This window comes from Mesoplasma melaleucae (assembly GCF_002804105.1).
Lineage (GTDB): Bacteria > Bacillota_I > Bacilli_A > Mycoplasmatales > Mycoplasmataceae > Mesoplasma > Mesoplasma melaleucae.
The window spans coordinates 639,436-655,576 of the sequence record NZ_CP024964.1; the positions used below are offsets into that span (position 1 = coordinate 639,436).

Sequence of the window (16,141 nt, forward strand, 5' to 3'; positions counted from 1 at the left end):
GTTCATTAATTATTTTTTGTAATTGATTAATGCAATAAAATCATCAGCTTTTAATGAAGATCCACCAACAAGTGCTCCATCAATGTTTGGTTGTGACATTAATTCAGCAATGTTTGATGGGTTAACGCTTCCACCATATTGAATAGTAATTTTGTTAGCAGTTTTTTCATCATAAATTTTTGCTAAGTTTTTACGGATAGCTTCACATACTTTTTCAGCATCTTCACTTGTTGCAGTTTTACCTGTTCCAATAGCTCAGATTGGTTCATAAGCAATGATTGTTTTTAATGCATCTTCTGCACTAATTCCTTTATATGCTTTTTTAATTTGTGCATTAACAAATGTAACAGTTTTTTTAGCTTCTTTAGTTTCTAAAGTTTCACCACAACAAATGATTGATGTCATTCCTGCAGCTAATAAAGCAGTAGCTTTTTTGTTAACTGTTTCATCAGTTTCTCCAAACATTTCTCTTCTTTCTGAGTGACCAATAATAACGTATTGTACTCCAATTTCTTGTAACATTGAAATTGAAACTTCACCAGTATATGCTCCATTTTCAGCAAAGTGAACATTTTGAGCAGCAACTTTAATATTTTTTGCTTTTTCAATTCCTGTTCCTAATAATGTAAATGGTAAACCTAATCCAGCAACTACATTTGATTTTTTTGCAGCTTTATCAACTTTTTTTAAGAAAGTTAATAATTCAGCATTAGTTCCGTTCATTTTTCAATTTCCAAAAATTACTTTTTCTCTCATAATATTTCTCCCTTTTGTTTTTTGTACATTTTTAATTATATAACATTCATAAAATATTGAAAATAAAAAAGATAACAACATTATCTGTTGTCATCAATTTTATTTATTTACACGGATATTTACTCTTGCTACTTCAATTCAATCAAGGTTTGCATACTTAATTTTAAATGTTGCAGCTGTTGTTTTTCATGAAATTCATTTTGTATGTTCAATCTTCGCATCAATTTTTCAAGCAAATTCATTTTTTGACTGATCAATAGTTATAATAGACATTTCAAAATATTAATAGTCTGTAGCGTCTTTAAATTTTTCAATTTTGTCTAATTCAGAATTGAAATTTCTGATTGTGAATTTCAATTCTATGCTATTTCCAACGTTCATAGTAAGTTTATCTGATCAATTATTTCTGTTTTCACTAGGTAGGGTAAAGCTAAAATGTTTACATTAATTATCACTTGTTCTGTTTGATCAACAGTTTGATAAACTGTTATTTTACTTAAAGTATTATCTTTGATTGTTGAAATAATTTTAACTTTTATAAATTGTAAGTTTTCTTCAACTTTAACGTCACCCACGATTTCGGTTTTTAAATAAGGGTTATTTGTTTTAACACTGAATAATTTTCCTGATAAATATTTACAATAAACATTAAAAGTATTATCTTCAGGCTTTCTCATATATAAGTAACATCTGGCACATCTTCAAATTCTGGTATTATATATCAAATTTCTTTATTTATAAAAGTTATTTTACCTGTGTTACCAAGTTTATAAGCTACAAATACTTCATATTCAAGTTCATCTTCGTTTGTTCACTCAAAAATAAAACTTTTAATTCCATCAACTGATCTAAGATCATTTTCAACTTGGCTTTTTAGTTGAGGTTATTGACCATTTTTTCAAGTAAATTTATTTTTAATATTATTTAAGATTTCTTCAATATTATTTGTAAGGTCTACAGCTGGGCTAATAACTAATTTAAATTGTGAAACTATTTTACCATTTAATTTCAATCCTATTTAAACATATCCATTTTCAGGAATTGCTTTTTTAAATTTGTAATGCAAGTAAAACTTTTGCTGATTTTGAGCATCTTGTTTTAAATAAACATCAATATAATCTTCAACTTTTGGATTTCCTTCGACATCTTGAAGTTGAGAAACAATTTCAAATTTATCATTTTTAGCGTTATAATAATTTTTTGTCATTATTTCTTCAATTTTTTTATAATCAAGATATCATCCATATTCTGAATTCATTTTTGTTACTAATATTGGTTTTGGTAAAATAGTTACTGCAAATTCCATTGTATCATTAGGAGAATTAACTTCTCAAACTTTTATAATAGATTTGATTTCATCATTTTGTTTATTTATAATTACCATTTTTGGTCGTTATCTAGAACTTCTATACCACTATTACTTGAGATTGCTTTGATAGTTTTATCTGCAATATTTTTACCTTTTAATTCTAATTCAATTGAATTTGATGTTCTCATATCAATTGACTGATCTTCAATCTGTTCAAAATATGGCGACTCATATTTTTTAAGATTTCTAACTAATGAAGTTGTTTAAAATAATTTCCTGTGTATTCAAGTTTTACATTATAATTAAACAGTTTTTCATCTTCTCATCTAAATGAGACACTTTGCACACCATCAATTACTTTTAAACTTTCTTCTACTTTTTTTGAGCTTCAACACTATTTTTGAATTTTTTACTTTCAAACTTAGTTTTCACCACATTAATTCTTGCTTGTATATTTGTTTTCAACTGAATTGTTCCTTCTGCTGTTTCAGGACCAAAACTCTTTTCATCATATTTTATTTTTGCTATATATGATAAATCTGCCCATTTACCCATTTACCATTGATCTCATTAAACAGAAACTTCAGAAATTCCAATTATTTTTTTAAAAGTTGATCTAATAAATCTTTCAGCATCTAGTTTGAATCATATTTTTTATTATCTTTAGTAATAAGTTTTTTGTTGCAAATACATCTGTACTTAAGTTATTTTTAATATTTACTGTAACTTGTTGTGATTCAGGACCTGTAATAGACCCTAAGTATGTCAACTTTATACTAAATGCTAACATTAGCCTAGTTTTAGTTTGTTTTTCAACGATTGGTATTTTAAGACCATTTAATGCTTTGAATGCATTTTCAATTTCAGTCTTTGCTACTTTTTCATTTAAGAAGTAATTTTGGCTTAATTTTTCAGCTGTTTCTTTACTACTTTTTCATTAATAATTTTAATATTTATATCAAACTCACCTGTTGAAAATTTGCTCAAATATAATTCTTTTTTAAAGTTGCCTTTATATGAATTGATTCTGGTTCAATATTTCCATATGATGAAGATTTTACTTTATCCAAACTTTCGAATTTTCAATTTTTATTTTGTTGTACATCGTTAATTGCAGACTCTTTTCCATCAAATATTTTTCCTTCTAAATATTCTTGGATTTTTTTAATAGAGTTTGGTTAACTTCTTTATCTTTTGTACTTGGGTCTGTTGTTCCGCCTTTGGTTTTTTCACCCTTCAAAAAGCAAGACACAATAGTTGTGCTTGCGCTTGTAACAATTCCCACTTCTGCCAGTAAAGCAATTGTTTTTTCATATTCCTAACCTCTTTCCTTATTTACATAAGTTTTTTAGATTAAGTTAGTTGGTGGTACGTTTCTCATTCTGTCAATTTTTATAAATTTTGATTTTAAAAGATTAAATTTTAATACAATGGTTTTAATAATGTACATCAAAAAGAATCTTACAAAGACATTAAAAATTAATTCAATTTCTTCACCACATTCATTATTTGAAATGTTTTGCGGTGTATATATTTTAATTCATAATTCAAAATCAAGATCTTCATTTTGTTCTATAAATCATTCTTTTTTAAATATATAAATTAATAACACATAAATAAATATAAGTAGGATTATAATACCCATAATTGAAAATAAGATAGCTGCTACTTGAATTGAATCAGGCAATGAATCTGCAAAAAAAGACACAAATGAATATCTAACAAGTTTAATGATAATAAATGGCAATACAAGTATGGTTAGTTTTAAAAGGCCTTTTAAGTTTTCTTTTTTTAATAATAGTTCTATATTTATTCCTCGTTGAAAAGCATTTTCATTTTCAAAAATAAATTTTAAAATCTGAAATGTTAAAATGCCAAACAATACAAATAAAAGAGTACCATTTACTTTTCCCACAATAGCATTTCCCATATTAATATGTCTAATTTTTATTATTTCAAAAGACAGTAGTAAGGCAACAACAAGGTATGCACTTACTAAAGTATAAATTGCTATATTCAAAGTCTTTTTAAAAACACTTTTCATTATGTTGTTCTCCCCTTTTTACTAGTTATTTATAATTTTACTCTATTTTTGCAAAATAAAAAAGCACGCAAGGTGCTTCAACATTTTTAAGTGGTGGTTGTGGACGGAATTGAACCGCCGACACGCAGAGCTTCAATCTGCTGCTCTACCAACTGAGCTACACAACCAATGGCGACCCCAACGGGACTCGAACCCGTGATCTCCTCCGTGACAGGGAGGCGCGATAACCAACTTCGCTATGGGGCCATTAAAAATGGTTGCGGGGGCAGGACTTGAACCTACGACCTTCGGGTTATGAGCCCGACGAGCTACCAACTGCTCTACCCCGCGATAAAAATGGCGGAAGATGAGGGATTCGAACCCCCGCTCGGGTTTCCCCGACTCTCGGTTTTCAAGACCGATCCCTTCAGCCGGACTTGGGTAATCTTCCATGTAATATTCAAGTTGCAACCATATTTTATTAACTAGTGGTGGACCTTATTGGACTTGAACCAATGACCGTCCGGTTATGAGCCGGATGCTCTAACCAACTGAGCTAAAGGTCCTTTAATAAATGGTAGCGGGGGCGAGATTTGAACTCGCGACCTTTCGGGTATGAACCGAACGCTCTAACCAACTGAGCTACCCCGCCGTAAAAAAATGGTGGACCCTATCGGGATCGAACCGACGACCCCCTGCGTGCAAGGCAGGTGCTCTCCCAGCTGAGCTAAGGGCCCACAAAAAAATATAATGGTCGGGAAGACAGGATTCGAACCTGCGACCCTTCGGTCCCAAACCGAATGCTCTACCAAGCTGAGCCACTTCCCGATACGACAATGTTATTACTTTTCAATAACAACATTAAAATTTTATTTGGTGCGCCCGGAGGGACTCGAACCCCCAACCTTTTGATCCGTAGTCAAACGATCTATCCAATTGATCTACGGGCGCATTTTTTTGTTATTATTGGTACACCTTAATTTAAGGGACTTTTTTATTATAAATAAGTTTTATTAAAAAAACAATAGATTTATTGGAAAATTATAATTGTATAAAAAAATCGTTTAAACCCTTAAACGACTTGCTTTTTTTGGAGGCGGCAATCGGATTCGAACCGATGATCAGGGTGTTGCAGACCCATGCCTTAGCCACTTGGCTATGCCGCCATGAAAGTACTATATAAGTATATAAAAAAATAACAGTTATGTAAATTTAAAACAAAAAAAATAAAAGATTTTACCTTTTATTTTTGTAGTCTTTTTTGATTTTTAATAATTGCTAATCTATAAGATGTTGAGAATCCAATATATAGCCCTGCAATAACGAAAATAAAGATAATAAATCAGACAATTCCAGTAACTCCTAAAAGTCCTTTAGGGTTAGTAATTTGTAAGAAGAAGTATGGATATGCATAAATTGAAGTATTTGGTGTTCCACCAGCTTCTCTAATTAATCCTCTAATGATTGAGTATAATCCATATACTACTAATCCAATAATTCCGTGAATTCAGTTCATATGCATTTTTTTAGTTGTAAGTTCTTCGTAATGTGTATGTTTCATACCAAAGATAATATAAAGTACAAAAGCAATTGGCACTATTGTATGGAATACTTCATTTTGAATTACTGATAATGGCTCTAAGAAAATAGCTTGAATAACTGTTTTTCCATTTGTCAATCTACTTGCTATAGTAACTGGTCTTAAAGCTAATTGATAAATTAAAAAAGTAATTGTGATATATGTTCCTGAAATAATTGAAACGTTATCACTTAATATTCCTTTTTCACCTTCATTTTTTGGTTTAATTAATGCTACATACATTCATGCTAATACTAGTAAATTACTTAATACTGTAAAAAATGAACTTTTAAATAACATTTGCTCAAATGGCATATATCTTGCTCGTATTAGTGATCCATCTGATTTTATAGTTATTCCAATTAATTCATTTATATGTTCAGCACCGACATCACCTGATATTCAACCACTTTTATTTGCAATTCCATAATCAATAAGCTCTTTAATAGTAGTTTTACCACTTGCAATTTGATTATTAATATCATGCGTTCAAATACTGTATTTAATAAGTGGTTCAAGATATGCTTCTAATACCACAAATGTTAATATAACAATAAAAATTAATTTAAATCATAATTTTCAATCTTTAACATTATAGTTTTTATATCAATTTTTAAAACTGTCTTTATTTAATTTAAAACTTGTCATTATTAAATCCCTTTCCAATAAAAAAGTATATAACCCTTTGAAAAGATTATATACCATTTTAATAAAATAACTATTTATTGGTTCTTAAGATGTTGTATGCATCAACTACTTTTGGATCATAAACATTATTGTTGAAGAATGGTTGTAAGTTACCTTTATAACCTTCTCCATGTAAGATAATTGGTTCAAATATATCTTTATATTTTTCATACATTGAACCAGGTTCAACTGCAGCTTCCATTGTTTCTTTAAATCCAGTTGGAGTTCCAGTATAGTCTGAAATATCTTGTGCATGCGCAATATAGAAATTAATAAAATCATATGCGGCATCTTTATGACTTGAGTCTCTTGCCATTACTAAATTATCTGAATAAATATTTGTTGTTTCATATTGTTCAACTGCATCTGATGATGCATTATTACTTAGTTTTGCATTTGGTCGACCATATAAGAAATAGATTTTATCTTCTCTTTCAGCTCTAGTTAGTAAATCTTCTTCAATTTCACCACCGTCACCATCAGTTTCACCATCTTCACCATTGTAAACTACATTGGCATTGGCAGCATCACCATTATACATCACAGCAAAATCAAAGTTTCCTTCACTTGCTGTTGAAATTAATGAATCTCCTTGAAGTCCTACATTTTTATATTTTAGTAATGCAGCTAATTCTTTTGAAGCAACATCAATTCTATCTTGTGATGTAAAGTTTCCTTCACCATATAGTTTTTGACCTGCGATTGCAAAAACATTTTTAGAATCTTCATTTAGTACAACTTCTTTTCCAGCAGCAGCAGCTTCTCATAAAATGTTTCATGAAAGTGCTGAGTTATTTAACACGTAAGTTGCGCTTGGATCATATGATTCATTAGTTGCTACAGGATTATATGTTTTACCACCATCAACTGTTTTTGAAATAAGATCTGGATGAGTTTCTAATAATCATTGAATATTAGCTCCTCCTGAATCTTTTCCTTTTGAGTTAGGATTAACAACAATAATTAAATCACCTCATAAATAAGGTAATGCATAATCAACAATTGTTCCTGTTCCTAAACTATGAGTTGACTGTTCATCATATTTAACTTTACTTGCAGTCATAACATTTAATAAGTCACCACTGATTGTTTTTGTGTCATCATTTGTTTCAATATCTTTGTTAATTTCAATTTCTTTGTCATTAACTTTGAATTTTTCTGATTGCACATTAATTTTTGAATAATCTAAAGCTTCCAATTTACCTTCATTAGCTAATTTTTGTACCATGTAATCACTTGGAACCATTAAGTCATAACTGAATGTGTAAAGTTTGTTATATAAAGTTTCATTTGAATCATATTCTTGATAGTTAACTCTTACTCCATATTCTTTTTCAAATTCTTGAATTAATGATGGATCAATATATTCTCCTCAGTTACCAATAACTAAGTCATAAATATTATTCATAACATAAGCAACAGTCAATCCACTAAATGAAACGATTGCTAATAAACTAACTAACATTACTTTTCAACTTCTTGCAATAAAGCCTTTTGTAAAGTTTGCTTCATCAATATCAGTTGGGAAGAATTTTTCTTTTTCTTTGCTAATTTTAACTTTTAATTCAGAAATTTTAACATTTTTGCTTTCAATCAATTTATTGATACCAATTTCAAACTTATTAATTCTTTTAATTTTCTTTTCTTTTAAATTAACATTATTTGGATTGTTTGCAATTTTTTGATTCAATTTGTTAGTTACACTAACTTTTCTAAATGCTTGAGTTGCTACTAAATCTAATTTAGCTGCAAGTTCATTAATTTTATTTTCATTTAGTTGTTTAATATCTTTTAATTTTTCAACAATCATTCTTAATTTAAAGTTATTTTTTCCTTCTTCAACTTCAATTTTTCATTCTTCATAATATTTAATTTTTTTGTTATATCAGTTGATTGTATTTTTTGAAGGGTTTTCCTCTGCTTTAAATTCTTTTTTTAATTTTTTAATTTTTTTATTAATTGAAGCAGCTTTTTGAATAGCTTCATTTTCTTTTTCAGTTAATCAAGCTATTTCTTCAGCTAAGAAAGTAATTTTTTCTTCAACTTTTTCTAGTTGAATAGACAATCTAGCAGCTTTTTTAATATCTGCTGATTTACTAATTTGTTTTTTCAATTGTTTTTGTTTTGCTTCGGCTTTTTTTAATCTTGAAACATATCTTTTTTCACGATTAATAGTATTTTGAAGTTTATATCTTTTTCACTCCAATTTAGCAATTTTTTTATCATAGTTTTTTGAACTTGCATGTTTAAGTTTTAATTTTAAAACATAATATTTAATTCAAACTGAGAATCTTTTAGATTTTTTAATTTTTGTAATTGTTTCTAAAGATATTAATAAATCATTAATTTCTTTTTCCAATTTATAAACATTTTTTGATTTGTAAGTTCCATTTTTGATTTGTGATTTAACTGTTTCTTTTCTTTCGTTAATGAAAAGTACAGCATTTCAAATAATTACACCTGCTGCAATAATGGCAACCATCATTGTTGCAAATGCAAATATATATGGTTTTATTCTTTTTGATGAATAAATAAATGATGCAACGTTAGTTTGATCTCCACCTGTAAAGTATGAAATAATGAAATCATCAAAACTCATTGCAAAGGCAATAACTGTTGCAATAATAATTGCAGGTTTTAAGATTGGTAAAATTACTTTAAAAATAACTGTTCCAGTTTTAGCACCTAAATCAAAGCTTGCTTCAACAATTGATTTATCTACTTTTCTTAATCTAGGCATTACTGTAATTAATACATAGGGAACGTTAAATGAAACGTGCGCCATGATTAATGTAAAAATCCCAAATTTAATACCACTTAATAAGAAAATAATCATTAAAGCAACAGCTGTAATAATATCTGCGTTAATTAATGGTATGTTGGCAATTGACATTCATTTACTTTGTTTTCTTTTTATTAAACGGCTTAATCCAATAGCTGCCATTGTTCCAATAACAACACTAATTACTGTTGAAACAACAGCTACGAATAGTGATGTAATAATTGATTTAATGAATGGAGAGTTCTTGAAAAATTCTTCATATCATTTTGTACTGAATCCCATTCAATTTGAAACTGATGTTCCACTATTGAATGAAAACATTATCATTATAAAAATTGGAATATAAATTACTAAAAGAATTATAGCAAAGTAAGTTGAGCGGAAGAATCTTTTCATTTTTTAGCTCCTTTCTTTTCAAATTTATTACTAATAAATTTTGAAACTACCATTAGCAAGAATACAAATATAGCTAGAATAACACTAATTGCTGCTCCAAATCCAAAGTCACTTCCTTTAAAGAAATATGATTCTATGATTGAAGTAATTAAAGTGATTTTTCCATCACCCATATATTGCACAACAACTAATGATGTTGCAGCTTGTAATAATACTAATGTAAGTGCTGTAATAACCCCTGGCATTGATGATCTGAATGTAACAGTTCAGAAAGTTCTAAATTTAGAACATCCTAAATCCATTGCTGCTTCTTCAATATCAATTCTTCTTGATTCTAATGAATCATAAATTGGTGTTATTGCAAATGGAAGGAACATATAAGTCATTCCAATAATAATTGCTAATTGTGTTCCTAATGCGCTTGGTTCTAGAATTAAAAATAAACTTCTTAATCCTAATACTTTTAATAACATTGAAATTCACATTGGCATTGTAACTAACAGTCACATGTTTTTAGCTAATATTTTTGATCTCATTTCTGACATAATCAAGGCTATTGGATAACCAAATAAAATACACATTAATGCAGCTAAAAACGCATATGCAATTGTTAAACCAATAGTTCTCATAATTCCACCAGCTGTAAATATTCTGATGAAGTTTTTAAGTGAAAATTCAAACATTTTCATATCTCCACTTGGCTTAAATACTGAATAAACAATAATTGAAATAATAGGAATAATAACTAAACAAATCATAACTACAAAAAATGGTAGTAAGATTGGTCAAGCTTTACCTTTACTGAAATTATAAAGCTTTGTTTTACCTAATGTTTTATTAATTTCTTTTATTCTTTGACGAACTTTTAATTTGTTTTCACGAGCAATTTCATTATCAATTGCTGTTTCAAGTTGTTTTTGATTAAAGCCTTCAGGCTTTTTAGGTTTTGTTTTAATTACTTTCTTAAAAATTGATTTAGTTTCTGATGTCTGAGTTTCTTCAATAATTATTTTTGAAGGATTTCATAAATGAACTTTATTTCATTCATTTGTTCTAACAGACTTTGATCAGTTATTTGATAAGTTTTTCATCTTATTCTACTTCTTTTCACATTACGTGAATTGCTTGATCATTTCATCTAATAGAAACTTTATCATCAATTTCGAAAGTATTTGTTGTATGTATTTTTCAAATTCTTTTTTTAGTTGTTTCCACTAAAACTTCTCAGTGAACACCTTTAAAAGTTGTATGAATAACAGTTCCATTAAAGAATCCTGTATTAGCTTTTTTAATTTCAATATCTTCTGGTCTAATCACAATATCAATTGATTTTTCATCTTCACCAAAGTTTGTGTCGTCACAAACAAAGTTTTTTCCATCAATATTAACTTTATGGTCTTCTACAAATGTTCCATTTTCAATAATATTTGATTGACCAATAAATTTAGCTACTCATAAGTTTTCAGGCTCATTATAAATATCTTCTGGTGTTCCAATTTGTTGAATTGCACCATTATTCATAACAACAATACGGTCACTAATACTTAATGCTTCTTCTTGGTCATGTGAAACCATTAAAAAAGTAATTCCGATTTCTTTTTGTAGTCTTTTTAATTCTTCACGCATGTGTTGTCTTAACTGAACATCTAATGCAGCTAATGGTTCATCAAGTAATAAAACTTTTGGTTTCATAACTAAAGCTCTAGCAATAGCTACACGTTGTTTTTGTCCACCAGAAAGATCATTGATGTTTCTATCTTCAAATCCTTCTAAACCAACTTGTCTAATTTGTTTTAATACTTCACGTTGTAAAATATCTTTTTTAGTTTTTTTAGTTCTTAAACCAAATGCAATATTATCAAACACATTTAAATGTGGGAATAATGCATATGATTGAAAAATTGTATTAAATTGTCTTTTATTAATTGGGATTGGTAATAAATCTTTCCCTTCGAACATAATTTGTCCGCTATTTGGTTTTTCAAATCCTGCTACAATTCTTAAAGTTGTTGTTTTACCACAACCAGAAGGTCCTAAAAGAGTAATAAACTCTCCTTCTTTGATGTTTAAATGAATTCCTTTTAAAACAACTTTACCATCATAGTCTTTAGTTACGTTACGTAATTCTAAAATATTATTTTCCATTTTGGTCTCCTCATTTTTTTCATATATGATTGTTGAGTTTTTAACTCAAAAAAAACATGTCATCATATGACAAAACAGAAGTCGTTATTAATATGACTTCCTACTTAAGGGAGAGACTCTCAGTTTCTAAATTAGTTTCAAAAATTTGGGTACGACTAAAAGCAATATCTAATCATTCAAGAATTAGATATTGTTCTGAATTTAAAATTTCTTTTGTTTGTAATAAATTCATAGTAGAACCTCCTTTTAAAACAACTAAATAAATTTTATATGAATTATTTAAAAAATGTAAAAAAAGTTATTTTTTTAGACATTAAAAAATGAAGCATAAAATGCTTCATTTACTATATTTATTTTATTTAAAAACTTTTTTAAATAAGTAATCTCCAACTCCACCTTCTTCAACAGGTAAAGTTGTTACATCATCAGCTACTTCTTTCACGTGATCTTTTGCGTTTTTCATAGCAACTCCAGTGCCAGCTCATTGAATAGCTGCAATGTCGTTTTCACCATCTCCAAAGTAAATAACATCTTTTGGATCAATAGCTAATTTTTCAGCAACATATTTTAATCCATAAGTTTTATCAACACCTTTAGGATTTAATTCAATATTTGAATGTGCTTCAGTTACATAACTAAATTCAAAAACTGAAATATTATAACTTTCTGCAAATTCTCTAAATGCTTTCATATTTTTTGCTTTACTAAAACAAATAAATTTACTTACTCTTAGATTAGTAAAATCTGTATTTTTCTTATAAGTTATTAATTTTTGTCTTTTAGTTTTAAATTTCATGAATACTTTAAATACACTTATTTTTTTATTACAGTATGCATACTTTTCTTCTTCTGAATAAGCAAATATTTTAATTTTATTTTTGTTTGCACATTCAAATAATTCTTTAGTCACTTTTGGATCAAATGTGACTGTATAATAAATTTTTAATTCACCAGTTTCTTCATGATTAAAACTAAATGATTGTCCCCCATTTTGAGAAACAAAAGGGTAGTATGAATTTTCAATTTCTAATTCTTTTGCGATCTCATTAATTGTTGTTAAATTTCTACCTGTTGCTATAACAACAGGAATATTCAATTCCTTAGCTTTTAAAATTGCATTTTTTGTTGTTTGATGAATACCTGTTTTATGATCAAATACAGTTCCATCAATATCTATTGCTATCATTTTTATCATTGTTCTAAACCTCTATGCGTTTGCTTAATTAAATTATACTTTATGTTTATTAAATAAAAAAAACTAAAAGTGAAATTCTAGTTTTTTTCTTATTTTAAGTGTTCTAAAAAGCTTAATGCACCTAAATATTGCACTATTTGATTAGCAAACATATTTGATTTTTTAATTATTTCAGTTATTTCTTCTTTTGTAGAATTTTTATTTATTTATAAAGTTACATAATCATTTATTAAATTTGAAATAAATGCATCTCTAGCACCAGTTGTATCAACTAAATTTTTAGCTAAAATTGTTGATACATAATTAATTTCATTTTTTCAAGCAAAAATTGTGTCATCACATCCACGTGTAATACAAATTAACGCTTTTGCGTTTTTGTTTATAATTGATTGAACAGCTTTTGTTTCATCTTCAATTTCAGTTAAAAGTAAAAGTTCATCTTTTGAAAGTTTAATTAAATTAGCATTTTCAATAAATTTTTCAAAGTGTTTTTTAAATGATTTAATTTCTTCATCTGTTATTCATAATTTATTACTAAAATTAGGGTTAAAAGAAAATTTAATATTGTTTTTAAGTGCTAACTTAAATATCTCGTTATATGAGTCTTTTAGTTTTCCTTCTAAAATCCTGTTGCACTACCAAAGTGAATAAAATCAATTTTTTGTAATTTATGAGATTCTTTTTTAGCCAATTTATATTCAGCATCACTATTTCTTATAAACTGAAAAAATCTTTCTTTGTTTTCATCTAATGTTACTTTTGCAATATTTGCAATAGTTGTGATTTTATCACTATGTTCAATAAAATCTTTTTTAACATTAAATTTGTTTATAAATTCATTTATTCTTGTTGTAACCTAATGAACCCATAAAAAATTTATTATTATCATTAATACACCGATTGAAGATGCAACGTTAAAAGAAGAGCCAAAAACTTCACTTTTTTTTGATTATTTTCTGTATAAACATCCATCAATACTTTACTGATTGAAATTATATTTTTCATTTATTTTTCTCATTTAAAATTTATCTATTTTCTTCATTCTATAAAATCTCATTTAAAATATTTTGGTTTATAATAACTTTTTCTATATTCAATTAATTCTCCAAAAATTCCATATACATATCTTTCATCAATAATAAATCCATTTAATAAGTCATCGTTAAATGTTTTAATCAGTTCTTGATTTTCAATTCCTTCAAAATAAATTTTTTTGATGAGTGACTAACTTTTGAACTTGTTTGATTTTCGATATAGTTCATAAATCCATTTTTATTTAAATATTTTAATGAGATATTTTTACACAGATTTTTTGAAACATAACTTTCTTGATACAAAATTACTTCGTTTGAAGTTTTATCTTTTCTTATACATTTAAAAAGATAAATCATTGTACCAACCGGGTATTTAGTGACAGAAGCAAGTTTTTTATTTACAATAATTTGACTTAGATCATAGTATTCATTTGTTGAATTGGGAAATAACTTTCTAAAACTAAATAATAAATTATTTTGAATTTTATCTTGAACTACATACCCTCTTCCATTTACTGGCTTTACTATTTGCAATTCAATTAGTTTATTAAATGCAATTCTAATAGGTTGCTCACTATATTTAATTTAGTTTTAAGCATATTTTGACTTGGCAAAACTTCGCCAGCTTTTACTTTATTTTCTCTAATTAGATGCATTAAGTAATCAAAAACTATTTTTCATTTTTTATTTATTGTTTTTTTCCTTTAAAAAATATTGTTATTATTTTTAATTATACTATTAATTATACTAATTAGAGATTAAATTAAATTATTTTTTGCTACTTATTGCTAATAAAATACTTTTATTTTTCTCATTATTAATATATTTATTTTATTAAATAGTTTAATGTTTTAATATCTTAAACAAACCTACAATTATACCTTTTTAAAATAAAAAGAAGCTATTAAGCTTCTAATTTATTTTCAGTGTTATTTTTGTTTTCTTTTGCTTCATTTTTAAAGAATAATAGTTTAATTTGTGGTTGCACAGTAATACTGTAACCAACAAGTAATAACAACATAACTCCAAATACTTTTCATGTGTCTGATTCAACGTTAATTACATATGTAATATCAGCTGCTATCATTAACGCTGTTGCTAAAGTTAACACAATTAAGTTTATAATTGAAATAATCATTGTTTGGAATGGCTTTCTAAAAAATAGTTTTAGAATTGGTAAGATCATTGAAGCTCAAACTAAAATGATACCTATTAACGCTAATCAAAAATACTGGCTGGCATTTTCAATTGGTGCTTTTTTAACATTTGCTAAATTAATTCCATCTTGAAATCCAATACTGTAGAATGCAACTAATGTTAAAATTCCAAAAATCATAACATTTACACAAACAGCCATGTTTAAAATAAATTTTTTAAAATTTTTCATAATTTTTATTTCCTTCTATTTAATTTAATAATATTTCATTTTATATTATTTTCAAAATTTATTTGTTGTTTTAATGCTCAAGTAGTTGAAAAGCGTTCCAAATCCTAAACCACTAAAAATAGTTACAATATATCCTGGCAATCAAACATAAACCTTATTAACAAAAGGATTACCACCTTTGTAAGGAAATATTTGATAAATATGTCTGTCAAGTTCTGGTGGAGTGTAGTCTTTCAATAATCCAGCTCTTGTTGTGATATAAATAATATAAATTACTGGAAGTATACAAATTTTTCATCCTGTATTTTTTACATAATCTTTTGCACTTAATTGTGTTTCTCTTGGTACTAAGAAATAATACACAATAAGCACAACTGGAATTACTCAATGTTCCAATGTTGATTTTAAAATATTGTATCAAGTTGACATTCCTTCAATTTTATCAGTGGCAAATATCATTGTCCCTGTATAAACTAACATAACAACAAATTGATAAGCAATAATCATTGTTAATACATGTTCTGATTCAGCTCATTTAATTTTATTGTTTGGTTTTCTATAATAATTGATCATTGAACAACTTGCTCAAATTATTGTCAGTATTGATGTTCATATTGAAAAGTAAATTGTTTCACTTGCAATTGTTATATCAAAGAAGTTTTGAAAAACATCCTTATGTGCTTGTGTTGGAGCAGTAATAGTCATAAATATATCAAGCAATATACAAAATAATGGTGTAATTGCAAAGATGACTAAAAACGGAAACTTTATTTTTTTATTCATTATATCTCCTTTTAAAACATACTTATATGATATCAAATTTATATCTAAAAAAAGAAATAAAAAAA

General features: G+C 27.0%; 17 protein-coding genes and 10 tRNA genes. All 27 read right to left on the bottom strand.

Translation table 4 applies throughout. The features are described from left to right. Positions 1-9: 9 nt before the first annotated feature. Positions 10-756, bottom strand: coding sequence for a triose-phosphate isomerase (tpiA, locus tag EMELA_RS03360; protein WP_028124292.1), 747 nt, complete (start codon positions 754-756; stop codon positions 10-12). 99 nt (positions 757-855) lie between these two features. Continuing rightward, positions 856-1,029 (bottom strand): hypothetical protein, encoded by a 174-nt coding sequence (locus tag EMELA_RS04565; RefSeq protein ID WP_156932123.1) that lies wholly within the window; start codon positions 1,027-1,029, stop codon positions 856-858. 86 nt (positions 1,030-1,115) lie between these two features. After that, positions 1,116-1,433, bottom strand: a complete 318-nt coding sequence (locus tag EMELA_RS03365; RefSeq protein ID WP_028124293.1) for a hypothetical protein — start codon at positions 1,431-1,433, stop codon at positions 1,116-1,118. A 206-nt stretch (positions 1,434-1,639) separates the two neighbouring features. Continuing rightward, positions 1,640-1,768: a hypothetical protein gene (locus tag EMELA_RS05210; protein WP_268875445.1), complete on the bottom strand. Its 129-nt coding sequence runs from the start codon at positions 1,766-1,768 to the stop codon at positions 1,640-1,642. Between the two features lie 6 nt (positions 1,769-1,774). Further along, positions 1,775-2,140, bottom strand: coding sequence for a hypothetical protein (locus EMELA_RS03370; RefSeq protein WP_028124294.1), 366 nt, complete (start codon positions 2,138-2,140; stop codon positions 1,775-1,777). A gap of 297 nt (positions 2,141-2,437) precedes the next feature. Then, a complete protein-coding gene (locus EMELA_RS03375; RefSeq protein WP_028124295.1) occupies positions 2,438-2,620 on the bottom strand; it encodes a hypothetical protein in 183 nt (60 codons plus the stop codon). Positions 2,621-3,413: 793 nt separating this feature from the next. Then, entirely contained in the window at positions 3,414-4,109 is a 696-nt protein-coding gene (locus EMELA_RS03380; protein WP_028124296.1) for a hypothetical protein, read from the bottom strand. A 91-nt stretch (positions 4,110-4,200) separates the two neighbouring features. Continuing rightward, a tRNA-Phe gene (locus tag EMELA_RS03385) sits at positions 4,201-4,276 on the bottom strand. A 2-nt stretch (positions 4,277-4,278) separates the two neighbouring features. Next, a tRNA-Asp gene (locus EMELA_RS03390) sits at positions 4,279-4,355 on the bottom strand. A gap of 8 nt (positions 4,356-4,363) precedes the next feature. After that, positions 4,364-4,439 (bottom strand) — tRNA-Met (locus tag EMELA_RS03395). Between the two features lie 7 nt (positions 4,440-4,446). Next, positions 4,447-4,539: transfer RNA gene (locus tag EMELA_RS03400), tRNA-Ser, on the bottom strand. Between the two features lie 38 nt (positions 4,540-4,577). Next, positions 4,578-4,654: transfer RNA gene (locus EMELA_RS03405), tRNA-Ile, on the bottom strand. 9 nt (positions 4,655-4,663) lie between these two features. Beyond that, positions 4,664-4,740, bottom strand: a tRNA-Met gene (locus EMELA_RS03410). Positions 4,741-4,749: 9 nt separating this feature from the next. Beyond that, positions 4,750-4,825: transfer RNA gene (locus EMELA_RS03415), tRNA-Ala, on the bottom strand. Positions 4,826-4,839: 14 nt separating this feature from the next. Continuing rightward, positions 4,840-4,916: transfer RNA gene (locus EMELA_RS03420), tRNA-Pro, on the bottom strand. 46 nt (positions 4,917-4,962) lie between these two features. Continuing rightward, positions 4,963-5,039, bottom strand: a tRNA-Arg gene (locus tag EMELA_RS03425). Positions 5,040-5,179: 140 nt separating this feature from the next. Next, a tRNA-Cys gene (locus EMELA_RS03430) sits at positions 5,180-5,254 on the bottom strand. A 77-nt stretch (positions 5,255-5,331) separates the two neighbouring features. Continuing rightward, positions 5,332-6,315 (bottom strand): hypothetical protein, encoded by a 984-nt coding sequence (locus EMELA_RS03435; protein WP_028124297.1) that lies wholly within the window; start codon positions 6,313-6,315, stop codon positions 5,332-5,334. Positions 6,316-6,385: 70 nt separating this feature from the next. After that, complete coding sequence (gene potCD / locus EMELA_RS03440) at positions 6,386-9,532, bottom strand: spermidine/putrescine ABC transporter permease/substrate-binding protein (protein ID WP_028124298.1); 3,147 nt, start codon at positions 9,530-9,532, stop codon at positions 6,386-6,388. Continuing rightward, positions 9,496-10,623 carry a spermidine/putrescine ABC transporter permease gene (gene potB, locus EMELA_RS03445; protein ID WP_156932125.1) on the bottom strand — a complete coding sequence of 376 codons (1,128 nt, stop codon included), beginning with the start codon at positions 10,621-10,623 and terminating at the stop codon, positions 9,496-9,498. The genes potCD and potB overlap by 37 nt, the downstream gene beginning before the upstream one ends. Before the next feature lies 1 nt (position 10,624). Continuing rightward, a complete protein-coding gene (gene potA, locus EMELA_RS03450; RefSeq protein WP_028124300.1) occupies positions 10,625-11,677 on the bottom strand; it encodes a spermidine/putrescine ABC transporter ATP-binding protein in 1,053 nt (350 codons plus the stop codon). 100 nt (positions 11,678-11,777) lie between these two features. Continuing rightward, positions 11,778-11,909, bottom strand: a complete 132-nt coding sequence (locus tag EMELA_RS05215; protein ID WP_268875446.1) for a hypothetical protein — start codon at positions 11,907-11,909, stop codon at positions 11,778-11,780. A gap of 123 nt (positions 11,910-12,032) precedes the next feature. Then, positions 12,033-12,872 (bottom strand): Cof-type HAD-IIB family hydrolase, encoded by an 840-nt coding sequence (locus tag EMELA_RS03455; protein WP_028124301.1) that lies wholly within the window; start codon positions 12,870-12,872, stop codon positions 12,033-12,035. A gap of 206 nt (positions 12,873-13,078) precedes the next feature. Continuing rightward, a complete protein-coding gene (locus EMELA_RS05400; RefSeq protein WP_408630946.1) occupies positions 13,079-13,498 on the bottom strand; it encodes a PfkB family carbohydrate kinase in 420 nt (139 codons plus the stop codon). Positions 13,499-14,020: 522 nt separating this feature from the next. Then, positions 14,021-14,440, bottom strand: a complete 420-nt coding sequence (locus EMELA_RS04995; protein ID WP_028124303.1) for a UTRA domain-containing protein — start codon at positions 14,438-14,440, stop codon at positions 14,021-14,023. A 370-nt stretch (positions 14,441-14,810) separates the two neighbouring features. Beyond that, positions 14,811-15,293: a hypothetical protein gene (locus tag EMELA_RS03470; protein ID WP_028124304.1), complete on the bottom strand. Its 483-nt coding sequence runs from the start codon at positions 15,291-15,293 to the stop codon at positions 14,811-14,813. 45 nt (positions 15,294-15,338) lie between these two features. After that, positions 15,339-16,076, bottom strand: coding sequence for a hypothetical protein (locus EMELA_RS03475; protein ID WP_028124305.1), 738 nt, complete (start codon positions 16,074-16,076; stop codon positions 15,339-15,341). Positions 16,077-16,141: the final 65 nt, after the last annotated feature.